General features: G+C 46.9%; 15 protein-coding genes. 9 read left to right on the top strand and 6 right to left on the bottom strand.

Going from position 1 to position 14478, the window contains the following annotated elements:
* The first annotated feature begins 555 nt into the window (after positions 1–555).
* The 3 genes from ABIX36_RS01240 (at position 556) to ABIX36_RS01230 (ending at position 3037) form a co-directional block, all read left to right on the top strand.
* Positions 556–1563 (top strand): NAD(P)H-binding protein, encoded by a 1008-nt coding sequence (locus ABIX36_RS01240; RefSeq protein WP_348080349.1) that lies wholly within the window; start codon positions 556–558, stop codon positions 1561–1563.
* A gap of 18 nt (positions 1564–1581) precedes the next feature.
* Positions 1582–2499: a helix-turn-helix transcriptional regulator gene (locus ABIX36_RS01235; protein WP_348080348.1), complete on the top strand. Its 918-nt coding sequence runs from the start codon at positions 1582–1584 to the stop codon at positions 2497–2499.
* 61 nt (positions 2500–2560) lie between these two features.
* Positions 2561–3037, top strand: coding sequence for a DUF4126 family protein (locus tag ABIX36_RS01230; RefSeq protein WP_348080347.1), 477 nt, complete (start codon positions 2561–2563; stop codon positions 3035–3037).
* Positions 3038–3039: 2 nt separating this feature from the next.
* Here the strand turns inward: ABIX36_RS01230 and ABIX36_RS01225 are convergent, their stop codons facing one another.
* Positions 3040–3759, bottom strand: coding sequence for a hypothetical protein (locus tag ABIX36_RS01225; protein WP_348080346.1), 720 nt, complete (start codon positions 3757–3759; stop codon positions 3040–3042).
* A gap of 224 nt (positions 3760–3983) precedes the next feature.
* Here ABIX36_RS01225 and ABIX36_RS01220 point away from each other — a divergent pair, with 224 nt between their 5' ends.
* From ABIX36_RS01220 to ABIX36_RS01210, 3 genes are all read left to right on the top strand, one after another.
* Entirely contained in the window at positions 3984–4466 is a 483-nt protein-coding gene (locus ABIX36_RS01220) for a hypothetical protein (RefSeq protein WP_348080345.1), read from the top strand.
* The gene (locus ABIX36_RS01215) at positions 4466–4954 is read left to right on the top strand and encodes a hypothetical protein (protein WP_348080344.1); all 489 of its coding nucleotides are present in this window, start codon (positions 4466–4468) and stop codon (positions 4952–4954) included. Before ABIX36_RS01220 ends, ABIX36_RS01215 begins: the two co-directional genes overlap by 1 nt.
* A gap of 169 nt (positions 4955–5123) precedes the next feature.
* Positions 5124–5279, top strand: a complete 156-nt coding sequence (locus tag ABIX36_RS01210) for a hypothetical protein (protein WP_348080343.1) — start codon at positions 5124–5126, stop codon at positions 5277–5279.
* Here ABIX36_RS01210 and ABIX36_RS01205 read toward each other — a convergent pair.
* Both ABIX36_RS01205 and ABIX36_RS01200 read right to left on the bottom strand, forming a co-directional pair.
* Complete coding sequence (locus ABIX36_RS01205; RefSeq protein WP_348080342.1) at positions 5276–7456, bottom strand: ATP-binding protein; 2181 nt, start codon at positions 7454–7456, stop codon at positions 5276–5278. The two genes, ABIX36_RS01210 and ABIX36_RS01205, sit on opposite strands and share 4 nt — an antisense overlap.
* A 427-nt stretch (positions 7457–7883) precedes the next feature.
* Positions 7884–9422, bottom strand: coding sequence for an alpha-L-arabinofuranosidase C-terminal domain-containing protein (locus tag ABIX36_RS01200; RefSeq protein ID WP_348080341.1), 1539 nt, complete (start codon positions 9420–9422; stop codon positions 7884–7886).
* 105 nt (positions 9423–9527) lie between these two features.
* Between ABIX36_RS01200 and ABIX36_RS01195 the strand changes: the two genes are divergently transcribed.
* Positions 9528–9920 (top strand): hypothetical protein, encoded by a 393-nt coding sequence (locus ABIX36_RS01195; protein ID WP_348080340.1) that lies wholly within the window; start codon positions 9528–9530, stop codon positions 9918–9920.
* Between the two features lie 170 nt (positions 9921–10090).
* On the opposite strand, the gene ABIX36_RS01190 is transcribed toward ABIX36_RS01195, so the two are convergent.
* The 3 genes from ABIX36_RS01190 to ABIX36_RS01180 all read right to left on the bottom strand — a co-directional run bounded on the left by ABIX36_RS01190 (position 10091) and on the right by ABIX36_RS01180 (position 12173).
* Entirely contained in the window at positions 10091–11317 is a 1227-nt protein-coding gene (locus ABIX36_RS01190) for a multidrug effflux MFS transporter (RefSeq protein ID WP_348080339.1), read from the bottom strand.
* Between the two features lie 358 nt (positions 11318–11675).
* Positions 11676–11873: a hypothetical protein gene (locus ABIX36_RS01185; protein WP_348080338.1), complete on the bottom strand. Its 198-nt coding sequence runs from the start codon at positions 11871–11873 to the stop codon at positions 11676–11678.
* Between the two features lie 147 nt (positions 11874–12020).
* Positions 12021–12173 carry a hypothetical protein gene (locus ABIX36_RS01180; RefSeq protein WP_348080337.1) on the bottom strand — a complete coding sequence of 51 codons (153 nt, stop codon included), beginning with the start codon at positions 12171–12173 and terminating at the stop codon, positions 12021–12023.
* Between the two features lie 111 nt (positions 12174–12284).
* On the opposite strand from ABIX36_RS01180, the gene ABIX36_RS01175 reads away from it, so the two are divergent.
* Together ABIX36_RS01175 and ABIX36_RS01170 are read left to right on the top strand one after the other, a co-directional pair.
* Positions 12285–13595, top strand: a complete 1311-nt coding sequence (locus ABIX36_RS01175; protein ID WP_348080336.1) for a gluconate:H+ symporter — start codon at positions 12285–12287, stop codon at positions 13593–13595.
* 12 nt (positions 13596–13607) lie between these two features.
* Entirely contained in the window at positions 13608–14414 is an 807-nt protein-coding gene (locus tag ABIX36_RS01170) for an alpha/beta hydrolase (protein WP_348080335.1), read from the top strand.
* The last annotated feature ends 64 nt before the right edge of the window (positions 14415–14478 follow it).

Here is a 14478-nt window from a genome sequence, read left to right as displayed (position 1 = left end):
CTTTAAAAATGATAAAAATAATATGAGCGCAAAAATACATAGTTTGCCTTTACGGCAAACTACGCTCTGTTCAAATTATAACTTTCCTGCGCTTATTTTGGCTTCTTTGCTTAAGTTGACGGCTATGTCCTCGGGGAGGGGTGCGGCTGAGCTTGTCGAAGGGAGCGCGAAGGCAGGGAGGAGTTTCGCCGCTATGCAGTACCACCATCACCCACCGCGCGTCTTTGCGCGGCACGAAACAATCTCAGAACGGTGCATAAACGCTTTGCATGTAGTCCAAGTCCACCTTCTATCGGGAGATTGCTTCGTTCCTCGCAAAGACGTGGTGGAGAAAATACCACTTCAATGCCGTCGGTTTTAACCGACGGTTTGGCAAATGTATTTCCTGGCTTTAGCCATAAAAGCACGGTTGTTTTCGGCTGAAGCCAGTCAACCCGCCAAGTATTCCGTTCCATAAATGGGACGTCAATATTGCAATACACGAAGTAATCTCAGAACTATGCATAAAAGCTTTGCATGCCGCTACCCTCTATCCGGAGATTGTCATTCCTCGCAATGACGCTTTATTACCGCCCCCTTTTTTCGGCTACAACAACAGCAGATTCGGTTATTTCTACCGGGCCGGGGCTGCGCACCTTTGTGTCAACAAAACATATCAACATGAAGATCATTCTTACAGGTTCGTTAGGCCACATTAGTGCGCCGCTTACAAAGGAGTTAGTACAAAAAGGGCGCGCGGTTACGGTTATCAGCAGCAAAGCTGAAAAGCAGGCAGAGATTGAGACCCTTGGGGCTGCCGCGGCCATTGGTTCATTGGAGGACGCGGATTTCCTGAAAGCAACTTTTACCGGTGCGGATGCCGTTTACACCATGGTACCGCCGGCCAATTATTTCGATCTTAGCCTCGACCTGCTGACTTACTACCGTAGGCTGGGCAGCAACTATGCCGCCGCCATTAAACAAGCGGCCGTAAAGCATGTGGTTAACTTAAGCACCATTGGTGCCCACCTGGAAAAAGGCTCGGGTATACTGATTGGCGCGCACGATGTGGAGGGGATCCTGAACGAATTACCCGTCGATGTGAGCATCACCCACATGCGCCCAACATCGTTCTACTACAATTTATTTGCCTATGCGCACACTATTAAAACTGAAAACCGCATTGTTACCAACTACGGTGTGGGCGATATTATCCCCTGGGTTTCGCCGGTAGATATAGCTGCCGCGGTTGCCGAAGAAATAGTTGCAGCGGGCAACGGCAGAAAGATCCGTTACGTGGCCAGCGAAGAACTTACAGGGGCCGAAAGCGCAAGTATTATAGGCGAAGCAATGGGTAAGCCGGATTTGCGCTGGGACCTGATCAGCAGCGAAGAAGCGTTGGATGGTTTACTAAAAATAGGCATGAACCCACGTATTGCAGCAGGTTTGGTGGAGATGTTCGGCAGCCTGCATACGGGGCTCTTATCCGAAGATTATTTCCGCAACAGGCCTGCCGTGATGGGTAAAGTTAAACTGGCAGATTACGCGAAAGAATTTGCGGCGGCGATGAACAATCAGCAATAATAATAAGTATATTGTAGTATGGCAGGCACACAACCTTTAAGGCTTAAAACCATCAGCGAATTTCACCAGTTTAGGGGACTGCCCAAACCGGAACACCCGCTGGTAAGCGTTATAAATTTAGAGGATGTGAATGAATTGCCCTCCGGGGAAATGAGCATGGTGAAGGATTTTTACTCCATCGCGCTGAAACGAAATTTCAACATCAAAATGAAATACGGCCAGCAGGAATATGATTTTGACGAAGGCACCATGTTTTTTATGGCTCCCGGTCAGGTTTTAAGGCTGGAGGTAGATGTGGTCACCACATTAAAGCAGTCGGGGTGGATGCTGCTCTTCCATCCCGACTTTTTATGGAACACGCCTCTGGCCAAAAACATTAAACAGTACGAGTATTTCGACTATTCGGTGAACGAAGCACTGTTCCTGTCGGAAAAAGAAGAGACCATTATTGCGGGCATTATGCAAAACATCCAGCAAGAGTATCATTCCAACATCGATAAATTCAGCCAGGATATCATCATCGCCCAAGTGGTGCTATTGCTCAACTACTCCGACCGCTTTTACCACCGCCAGTTCATCACCCGCAAAATAGCCAACCACCAGGTGCTGGATCGACTGGAGAACATCCTTGCCCACTATTTTAAAAACGACGCTCTGGCAACACAAGGATTGCCTACCGTTGCCTACATTGCCGATGCCTTAAACGTATCACCGGGCTATTTAAGCGGTCTGCTCAAAACGCTAACCGGCCAAAGCACCCAGCAGCACATCCATAATACGCTGATAGAAAAGGCGAAGGAAAAACTATCTACCACCGCCTTATCGGTAAGCGAAATTGCGTATGGCCTGGGGTTCGAGCATCCGCAATCGTTCAGCAAGTTATTTAAAACCAAAACCAACCTGTCGCCATTGGAGTTCAGGGCTTCGTTCAATTGAGCCGGAATTACGGTTCGCATTTTAAATCCAAACCATCCCCCACCCGGCGTGTTGTATAGGTATGAAAACAAGTAACGTGATATTGCAAACTGTGGGGCTGGGCGCTGTTGCAGGTATGCGGGCCACCATGGCACCGATGGTTGCCAGCCATTATTTAAGCAACCACCCAAACCCGGCATTATCGCGTTCAGCATTACGCTTTATACAAATGCCGGTTACGGCTATGATTACCAAACTGCTTTCCGTTGCAGAGATCACCGGCGATAAAATTCCCAATAGCCCAGACCGCATCGTTCCCGCGCAGTTGCTGGCCCGCGTAGCGTCGGGCGCGTTTGTGGGCGCTACCATATTTAAGGCAAATAAGCTAAGTGTTATTGATGGGATTTTATTAGGTGGCGCATCGGCGCTGGCGGCTACTTTTGCGAGTTTTTACCTGCGCAAGGCAATAGATAAAGTTCCGTTTGTGAAGGACCCGATAGTAGGCGTGGTAGAAGACGTAGTTGCGCTGGGCACCGGCATATCTATCCTAAAGGCTTAATTTTAATTGGCTAAAATCTGCGGATGGCGCTTCTCCTCTGGCAGGGCCTGGTACTTTTTGTAGCTATCGCTGAGGTATGCTACCATATTGAAATCTTTACTGGTAAACACTTTTACACTTGGGGTGTAAAGGCTAATAAAGTTATCCATCTCGCCACCTGCGAGCGGCACATACTTGCCAATCGTTTCCGGGGTGAACAGCTCATGAATCTGGTCCATGGTATCAAAATCGCGCAGCTTTTTGGCCAGTTTTTGTTTGTCGTGCTCGCCCTTTTTCCAGTAATGTATCCTGATGTTGATGCCGCCGTCTAAGTTGCCCTTGCGGTCGCGGTGGTAAACAACGGGCTGGCCGTGGTACTCCTTATCGTAATCTTTGAACTTTTTTGCCAATTCGGTGGAAGAGATGTTCACCTGGCTCAGTTCCATATTTTGCGGCGCTAAAAATACTTCGATACCATTTAGGCTGGTAATCAGCACCGTATCGTTTTGATAGGAAAAGCCTTTAAATAGCACCAGGTCGCCTTTTTTGGCGGGCAGCGAAAATTTGCCGTTTTTATCTGATAGGGTGTTTTGCTTACTGCCCAGGTTCTCTATAAAAATGTTGGCAAGCCCGATACGGGTTTTGTACTCAAATACCTTCCCGTTAAAAATGCCCTGTGCAAATACCACCGGGCCGGCAAGGCAAAACGCGAATAATAACAAGTACCTGGTATAGGTGTGCATGTTTTAAAATTAACAAATTTGGCCTCCATAAATACACAGAACCGGGCATTTAACTAAATTTAACAATTACAGGTTGTAACGATGCTCCAAGTTCATTTAAAAACGATATTTAAAGAAATTTTTTTAACTGAAACCTGCATTTATTGTGTATTTTTATTCGTTAAAAATACGTTTATAGTGTATTTTTGATTTGACCGCCCCCAACATACTATTTAGATCCAATTTTGAAACCGAAGTTAACGAGTACCGACGCTTCATTGCCCGCTACTATGCAAACTAAGCAGAGTTTGTACAACAGCTATGCAAATATGCTGTTGGGCTACTTGTTTGAGGCACTAAAAAACAAAACGGTTGCCGAGCAATACCTGGTAGATATTTTTAACGAATTGCAGTTTAGCGATATACAAGCCATATCAAAACCGGGCGTTAACACTTTTTGCCAGCTGCAAATGATGGCCCGTAAAAAACTGACGTCGTTTTCAACAATAGCAGATGAATGCGCTGATGCGGACGATAAACCGAAAGGCGTGGTTGTCAGCGGTAATAAATTTATCGATCTGATGTCGGCAGAGCAACAAATTGTATTTTGTGGCGTCCATTATCACGGGAAAACAACTACCTGGCTTGCTACCGAGCTAATCAAATCGGAAGAGGAAATAAAACGTATATTGAAGGAGTCATTTATCATCATCAGGAAATCAACATAGTGATACAGCAACAGTACATAGATAGCGGCATTTTAGAAGCCTATGTAACGGGTTCTGCTACCGATACCGAGGTGAAGGAGTTGATGTATATGAAGGCCAAATATCCCGAGGTAAACTTCGCGTTGCAACAGTTGGAGCTGGATATGGAGCATATTGCCCAGCACATGGCTGTAATGCCGCCCGCAGGCACCTGGGACAAAATATCAGATACCATAGACGAACTTATCCTCCGCCCGGAACAATACTCTACCGATGCCGGGGATAACAATTACCAGAGCTTTAAAACTAATAATGGCCCGCACTTTATAGCGGTAGAGTCGGAATCTAACCACATGAAGGTTCACAAGAACTGGAAATGGGTTTTGGCAATGGTATTTGTTTTGGGTAAGATATTTTTGGGCTGCGCCATATACTTTTACCTGGAGAACAGGCAGGCCCAGCAGCAGGTGCAGGAATTGAAAACCGAGCTAAAGCAGCTGAAGAAATAAGGAAAAAATACCTAATAATGAAGGAAAAAAAACTTCGGCGTTGGGTGTTCGATATTCGTTATTAACCCTGCGGCATAAATCCCTCACGTCGATAATTCGTACTTCCCGTATTAAATTTCGTAAACCTTTTCCCCCGCTAAAAGTTATTCTGTAAACAACTTCCAATTACATGTCAACAGAAAAATCAACCGGAAAAAGTAGCGACGCAGTTAAGCCGTCGGCATCAAAAGAAAAAGAGCTGAAAACCGAAGGCCCTTTAAGCGAAAAGGACGAGGTGAAAAAAGCTGAACAACAAATGAATAAGACTGCTAAAAAGACCTCTTAGCTATTCACCAGCATATTGCGGTTGGGTAATGCCGCTGCAATGCTGTCTATCAGATTCCGTTCAGAGAATGGTTTAAGCACCACGCCTGTCATCCCTACGGCAAGGTACTTATCCCGGTCTTCTTTAAGCACATTGGCCGTTAGCGCCAATATAGGCAATGAAGCCTTCTGGGGGTCACCATTGGCCCTCACCAGTTGCGAAAATTCTATCCCACCCATTTCGGGCATCTCAATATCGGTAAGAATAATATCGTAAGGGTGATCTTCAAAAAGCTGCAGCGCTTCCCTGCCGTCATAGGCAACATCAAAGGTGATGTTCCATTTTTTTAGAATGGTGCTCACCAGCAATACGTTCAGCTTATTATCCTCAGCCACCAACACATGCTTGCCGGCAACCAGTTCGCGCGGATTTGTTTCGATAACAGCTTCCTGCTCCTGGCAAGCTTCCGCAGCGCTAACTTCCATCGGTAGTTTAAAGCTGAAGATAGAGCCAGTGCCCACCTTACTGGTAACGTTTATACTGCCGCCCTGCAATTCAACTATTTTTTTAACAATAGCCAGGCCAAGCCCCGTACCCTGTGTAGTGGTGGCTTTTTGTGCCGAGCCAACCTGCGAAAACTCATCGAAAATAAATGGCAGGTGTTCTTTATCAATCCCCAAGCCGGTATCGCGGATGTGCACGTTTAGCACCTTAAAACCAGACTGTCTGCCATCGGTAATAAAGGCATTAATAAATACCGAACCACGTGGCGTGAATTTAATGGCGTTGCTCACGAGGTTCATCATCACTTGCTTCAGGCGGAAGTAATCGCCCTGCATGCAAAGCTCCCTACCAAAATCCAGCTGATGGTTCAGTTCGATGCCTTTTTTACCGGCCTGCACCTGCATACTGGTGGCAATATCGGTAATGGCCTCAAACGGTTGAAACGGTGCTACCTCAAAATTCATCTTCCCGGTTTCGTACTTGCTAAAATCCAGGATCTCGTTCACTACATCCAGCAGCATTTTTGATGAGCTGCGGATGGCGCTGGTTTGCTCCTCCTGCGTTTCGGTGAGGTCACTTTGGGTAAGCTGCTCCGAAAAGCCGATGATAGAATTTAGCGGCGTGCGGATCTCGTGGCTCATGTTGGCCATAAACCGGCTCTTAGAATGCGCGTAATTTTCGGTCATCTGGGTATACACCACCATTTCCTTTTCGTTCTTAAATATCTTCCAGATGTTGTAGAGGATAACCACCACAACAACAGTAAGTATCAGGAACATCAGCCCCGAGAGGCGTTTAAACTCGTACAATACGGTTGACAGGTTGCTCTTCACCTCGGTTTTACTGGCCGAGATATATTGCTGCTCGGCAACTTTATATTTTTTCAGGCTCCCGATGATCTGGCTGATGAGGCGGTTGTTGATCTCCAGCATCTCGAGTTCGTTTTTGCGGAGTTTATTGTTGGCCTCGTAAAGTTTGCTGTAATAGTTATTGTAAACACGTGCCACTTTTGGAGTGGGGGTCATGGTGGTAATGGTGGTATCGGTAGTGCGCTGCACCAATAGAGGCGGCAGTTTAGCTTCTGCTGCCTTTTGTTTTTTGCCAAACAGCCTTTTAAAAAAATTCTTTTGGGGGGCAGGCGTGGCAGCTACCTTTGGCAAGGGGCGTATTGTATCTATATGTACCTCAGTTATTACACGGCGAACAACCGGTTGCTGCAGGTATTTGTTATCCGCATCTTTTAGCGCCCGATTTAATTTCCTTGCCGATTTTAGCAGGCTATCGGTAAGCGTCATCAGCTTAATATAGCTATCCGTTTTTAATGATTTTTGGCTGATAAGGTTGCCCAGTTCTGCATCCTGGGCAAGGCTTGCCGTGCTTTTATTGTTACGGTTTATGGTATCAATAATATTGTGTACGTTTTTTATCTGCGTGCTAAACTGAGTAAAATAGGCTTTTTTGGAGGTGAGCGCGTACATGCGGCTGCTGTTATCGGCACTGTACAGCTCTACTATACAGCTATCTATCAGGGTAGAATTTTCGCGAGCGTTTATCATCTGCTGAAAGCTGCTGCGGATCTTCTCGGCTTTGTTATAATGAAGATATAAGTAAAAAGCACTGCCAAAGAGCACCACAATAAGCAAAACAATAAGGCCGTAACGGAGCAGGGGGATTTTTTTTACACCAGCGATCATAAAAAGGGTTAAACAGACTCTAAAAGGGATCAAGCCCTTACATATGATAATTTAAAAGGAAATGCCATTGCTTATTTCCACGTATTTCTACGTGGTATTGCAATGAAGATGCCACATACTGTTTTATTCCGGATAAGAATGAATTTTAAACTACCAGTAGCAGTTTGTCGTTTAAGGCAAATATTTGGGGAGTATTTGCGGGTACGCTGTTCAAAATTGTGTGCACAAATTGAGCAAAAATAACAACACTTTGAACATTTAGTGGGGAAAACTAACTGTCCAAAGTGCTGATTTAGAAGACAATATTATAGTACTGTAGCAGAAGTCGGGACTGACAATCAAGCGCCCTGCCGGGGGCCCGCCACCGTTACGCTTCGCTGGGATCTGCTATTTTTCACCGGACGGACGGGCCGTTCAGTCACTTTTATTAATTCAGTTCCAGTGTAACTACCGATTTTGAAGGGATAACGACAACCAGTTTATCGCCATCTTTTTTAGCGCCGCTAAAGTTTTGCAGCTGCAGTTTCTTCGGCTGCTCAAAAGTGTTCACGTCGGTAATATTGGCCGAAGTAAGGATGGTCCCTTTTACGGTACTCCAATTGATGTTTTTTAGTGCGGTGCTAATGGTGATGGTGTTATGCAGATCTAAATTCACCAGCGAGATATGAATTTTACCACTTGCATCCTGCGAAGCAGAAGCATTTACAGCAGCTATTTTTTTACCGTCAACCTCGTAATCGGGCGAATTAAGTTTAATGTTGAGGTATTTAGCATCCTGATGCACCTGGTACATATCAAAAATATGGTAAGTAGGTGTCAGTATCATTTTCTCTTTTTGGGTAAGAATAAGCGCCTGCAACACGTTAATGGTTTGGGCCAGCTCGGCCATTTTCACCCTGTCGCAGTGGTTATTGAATATATTTAAGGTGGTACCAGCTATCAGCGCGTCGCGCAGGCTGTTTTGCTGGTATAGAAAGCCGGGGTTGCTACCTGGTTCAGGGTCGGTCCATATCCCCCACTCATCCACTACAAGCCCTACTTTTTTCTCGGGGTCGTACTTATCCATAATGGCGGAGTGTTTGCTCACTATCTCATCCATCCTCATGCAATTAACCATGGTGCTAAAGTACTCGGATTCGCTAAAACTCGTTGCCGAGCCCTTTTTGCCCCAGTTCCCTGTAGGAAGAGTATAGTAGTGCATAGATACACCCCACATCATGTGGTTAGGCACATTTTTCATGATGGTTTCGGTCCAGTTGTAATCATCAGCATTGGCACCGCTGGCAATCTTTTTAAGCCTCGCGCCCGGGTAATCCTTCGCGAACGACGCGTAGCGTTTAAACTCGTTAGCGTAGTATTCGGCCGTCATATTACCGCCGCAGCCCCAGTTCTCGTTACCTACGCCCCAAAAAGCAACCTTGTAGGGTTCGGGGTGGCCGTTTGCCTTGCGCTGCTGCACCACGGTGCTGGTGCCGTTAGAGTTTAGGTATTCTATCCATTTGCTCATTTCATCTACCGTACCGCTACCTACGTTGCCTGCTATGTAGGGCTCGGTACCCAATAATTTGGCAAGTTCCAAAAATTCGTGTGTGCCAAAGCTGTTATCTTCGGTAACGCCGCCCCAGTTGCTGTTTACCATGCGGGGGCGCTGCGCGCTGGGGCCAATACCGTCGCGCCAGTGGTATTCATCGGCAAAACAGCCACCCGGCCAGCGCAAGTTGGGGATCTTTATTTTCTTCAGGGCAGCAACCAGGTCCAGCCTTATCCTGTCCTGCTTTTTTACCGGCAGGTTTTTATCCACCCAAAAGCCATCGTATATACCACGGCCCAGGTGTTCGGCAAATTGCCCGTAAATGTGTTTGCTGATGATAGCCTTAGAATCGTTGGTGATGGTGATGCTGCCGCTGCTTTGCGCACAGGCAACCACCGGTGCCGCTAACAGCAGCAAGAGTACGTACTTCTTCATAATTGGTTTATAATTAATAAATGTATAAATTACAGTTATAAATCTAAGCACTTTTTTCTTTTATCCAAACGGATTAGAATAAATTTGAAAAATCATCTGCCAACCATGAAAAAATACTTCATCGCCATAGTTATACTACTTGTGTTTTTTTCCTCCTGTAAACCGGGACTGTCACCTGAAAGGCTTTACGGCAGATGGAATTATACCCGTATAGAGAAACCGGCTTCGCCCAGCGATAGCGTAACCCGCTTTGATATTGCCGAGCAGAAACCCGCCATTGTTTTTAATAAAGACAATACGCTGCAGATCTATTGGGGCGGCAAGCTATTATCGCATGGTAAATTCACCATAAACAGCCTCGACATTAAATACAAAGAGGACCTTGGCGATGGCAAAACCCGCGATTTCCCCTTTTCGGTAACCGAACTTACAGACAAGAAAATCATTTTTGAAACGCTGGGCGAAGATGGCTCGAAGGTAACGGCGGTGAGGGAGTAGTTGGGGAAGTAGCAGTTGCAGTGGCAGTTGTAAATACCTTGCTGCCGCAGGTTTTCAACCTGTGGTGAGGCATGATGATGGAAGCATCCTGCTTCCGTCAGCTGAAAGCTGACCTTGTGCCATACCACGAGATACGCTACGCTAATCTCGCGGCAGCGAAAATCAAAAACCTAATGTGCTGTCAAGCTCCCACCCTGTTTAGCATCAACTTTGGTTTTAATAAAACGCGTGCCGATGAGCAACAACACCAAAGCCATCGCACTCGATACAATAATGATAGTGGCCATGGGCACGGCGGATTTTGATTTAAATAAACTTACCCCTACCGATACCATGGAGCCGATGGCCATTTGCGATGCGCCCAGCAGGGAAGATGCCGTGCCGGCGTTCTTTTCAAAAGGTGCCAGCGCCAGCGCCGAAGTGTTGGGACTAATCAGCCCTACGCAGCATAAAATGCCGAAGATCATGACGATGGTACCAACCAACCCAAGCCAGCCTTGTAGCGAGCCGGTTAAAAACACAACGGCTATGCCCACCATTACCGTTAAAACGGTTTTTACAATTTGCTCGCTTTTATACTTTTTTACCAGAAAACTGTTCACCTGACTGGAGCCGATAAAGCCAATGGAGAGGACGGCGAAGATCCATCCATAGGTTTTTGCGCTTACCTTAAACACTTCCATAAATACAATTGGCGATGCCGAGATATAGGCGAACAACCCCGAAAAGGCCAGCGCGCCGCAAAAAGCATAAGTGTAAAACTGCGGCGTTTTCAGCACGGTTAAAAAGCTATTGATAATTGGCCCCGGGGCCAGCGAATAAGATGGGTCGGGCGGGTAGCTTTCGGGCAATACAAAAATTACCGCGAGGCTTATTAAAACCGATATTACGGCCAAAATGATAAATATCAGCTGCCAGCCAAACGCTTCGGTAACATAGCCACCTACGGTTGGCGCAATCAGCGGCGAAGCGCCCAATACCAGTATCAGCAGGGCAAATACTTTGGCGCTATCCTTAACCGGGAACAGATCACGCACCATGGCCATAGAGGCCACCGCCGCCGCGCAACTGCCAATGGCCTGTATAAACCGCATTACGATAAGCATTTGAATACTGCCAGAAAAATAGCAGCCAATGGACGCGATGATATATAACGACAGCCCAAAATACAGCGGACGCTTGCGGCCAAACCTATCTAAAAGCGGCCCGTACAACAGCTGCCCGGCCGAGATGCCGATAAAGAAACTGGACAACGACAGCGCCACGTTTTCGGTAGTGGTATGCAGCGATTTGGCAATGGCCGGAAAACCCGGAAGGTACATATCAATAGAGAACGGCCCCAAAGCCGTAAGCGAACCCAGTACGATGATGAGGGTGAAGTAGCGCTGTTTTGTCATTGCTTCAAATAACGGCAACAAAAGGCAGAAAATTGACGGGGCAAAGTAAAATTTTAGGGTGTGTTTTTTGAGACGCAACACTTTGTGCATTCCCTGCCACCATCATGCCGATTTATTTCGGCACCTCATCTGCAAGGTTACAAAGCATGGCGGTTACCTGTCCCGCCGGGGTGCTGAAACAAATTACATAAGCTAAATTGTGTGGTGGGTCATGGTGAGCCTGTCGAACCACAGCGGGTAGGCCAGCCGCACGCCCTTCGACAAGCTCAGGATGACCCCACGCTCTTTGTCATTTCCCACTCAGAGATTGCGGATTTAAAAACTCAGCACGAAACGAGGTATTACTTGCGGTTACAGCCTATTTGGTAACGCTGCCCGGTATCTTCCCGTACTCCACATCGTTGGGTTCCCACAGTTCTATTTTATTCCCTTCGGGGTCCATTATGTGGATGAACTTGCCGTAGCTCACAACTTCCATCTTGTCGGTTATGGTAACACTATCGGCGCGCAGCTGCTTTACCAGTTCTTCCAGGTTCTCCACCCAGTAGTTAATCATAAACTCTTTGGTGGATGGCTCAAAGTATTTGGTTTTCTCGGAGAATGGGCTCCATTGGGTGTAGCCATTTTTGGTACTGTCGGCACCCTGGTGCCAGGCAAATACGGTGCCGTATTTACCGGTATTTAAACCCAGGTTTTTGCTGTATCAATCGCGCTGTTTTTTAGGGTCTTTACATTTGAAGAAGATGCCGCCAATACCGGTTACCTTTTTCATCGCGCTGGTTTGCTTTACCGAATTAAAAGCCCAGCCCAAAGCAAACGATGCTACGAAGCCGGCAGTGATCAATATTTTCTTCATAATAGGTGAAGATACCACATTTTATCTCATCAAAATAACAGCGACACCTATCAAATTACATAAATGTTATTACTTTAGAGGCACTCCTTAATAACACCTGAATTTACAACAATGCTGGTTATACTCATTTGCATCGTGCTGCTCATCCTGCTGGTTAGCTGGGCCAAAGTGAATCCTTTTTTGGCATTCCTGATGGTATCTATCACCGCCGGGCTTCTCCTGGGCATCCCGTTAACCAAAATTACCGCATCGGTACAAAAAGGCCTGGGCGATACGCTGGGGCCCCTGGCCATTATAATTTGCCTGGGCGCTATGCTGGGTAAACTGGTGGCAACCAGCGGCGCGGCCCAAAAAATTGCCGAGGTGCTGGTTAACCTGTTTGGTGTTAAGCATATTCAGCTCGCGTTGGTTGCAGTTGGTTTTATTATAGGCATACCACTTTTTTACAATACCGGCTTTGTGCTGATGGTGCCGCTGATATTTTCGGTAGTGTATAAGTATAAACTGCCGGCGGTTTATATTGGGTTGCCCATGCTCTCGGCGCTATCGGTTACGCATGGCTTTTTGCCGCCGCACCCCTCGCCTACCACCCTGGTGGGTATGTTTCATGCCGATATGGGCACTACGCTGCTTTACGGCCTGGCGCTGGCCATCCCCGCTATTATTTTAGCGGGACCTGTATTTGCCCAAACCCTTAAAAAAATGCCCTCCGCACCGCTGGATACTTTCCGCTCGGAGGATATGCCGGCAGATAAGCTCCCCGGCACCGCTACCAGCTTTTTAACAGCCTTGCTGCCTGTTATTTTACTAATGGCAAGTACGTTTTACCTCAATAGCAATAAAACGCCGGGCAGGATGCATGATATCATTACCTTTTTAGGCGACGCGCCTATTGTGATGCTGATATCGCTTTTGGTGGCCACCTTTACACTCGGCCTGAGGCAAAAGAAAACCATGACCGCTTTAGGCGGAATATATACCGATGCCGTTAAAGATATCTCCATGATATTGCTCATCATCGCCGGCGCGGGCGCGTTTAAACAGGTATTGGTTGATAGCGGCATAAATAACGAGATCACCAGCCTGCTGCAAAGCTCGCACATGCAGCCGCTGGTACTGGGCTGGCTGCTGGCTGCCATCATCCGCATCAGCCTGGGTTCGGCAACGGTGGCGGGGCTTACGGCTGCCGGCATCGTATCTACCATGGTGTTAAAGGACCCTACCATCAACCCCAACTTAATGGTGCTATCCATCGGCGCGGGCAGCCTGGCTTGTTCGCACGTTAACGATGGCGGTTTCTGGCTGTTTAAAGAGTATTTTAATTTGTCGATAAAAAACACTTTTCTATCCTGGACGGTGATGGAAACGCTGGTAGCCCTTATTGGGCTGGGCGGCGTATTAATACTGAACATGTTTGTTTAAAAATCAATCATCATGAAAAAATTAATCTGCTTTTTTACCCTTTGCCTTGCGTGCAGCTTCGGCATAAAAACTTATGCCCAAACACCTGCCGAAGGCGCTTATTACACCTCGTTCGACGGTACTAAAATTTACTACGAGGTAAAAGGCGAGGGTTTCCCGGTGGTGATGCTGCACGGCTTTACTGGTACCGCCCAGGGCTGGAAAAACGGCGCCCTTTACGGCGACCTGCTGAAAGAAGGCTATAAGGTGATATTGCTGGATATGCGTGGCAACGGCCACTCAGACAAACCACATACCGATGCCGGCTACAATAACGATGCAGAAGCAAAAGATGTGATGGGGCTGGTAACCAGCCTCGGCATCAAAAAATACAATGTGGTGGGCTACTCGCGCGGCTCTATTATTACCTCGCGGGTGATGGTGCTGGATAAGCGCGTACACAAGGCCGTAATGGGCGGCATGGGCGCAGATTATACCAACCCCAACTGGGAGCGCCGCATACACGCCTGGAAGGCCTTAGCAGGTGATACCACGCTGCATGATGTGGATGATATGATGGTATGGATAAATAAAAACCCTTTTGATAAAGTGGCGCTTGCCATGCAGCAAAAGCATCAGCCAAGCACCAGCCCGGCCGAACTTGCTAAAGTAAAAATACCTGTTTTACTGATAGACGGCACCGAGGATACAACCAACGGAGATGTTAACGATCTGAAGAAGCTTATCCCTACGGCGACTATGGCAGCTGTACCCGGCGACCATAATAGTGCAGGGAAAACTATACAGTTTTCTAACGCGATTATTCATTTTCTGAAATAAGACATTAAACCATTGCCGATTTAAGCACTCCATAGTATAGTTAGCAATATGGCTCACTATTTGT

This window comes from Mucilaginibacter sp. (genome assembly GCF_039925265.1).
GTDB lineage: Bacteria > Bacteroidota > Bacteroidia > Sphingobacteriales > Sphingobacteriaceae > Mucilaginibacter.
Note: the sequence above shows the minus strand (reverse complement) of the source record. Positions and strands in the feature narration are given on the sequence as shown.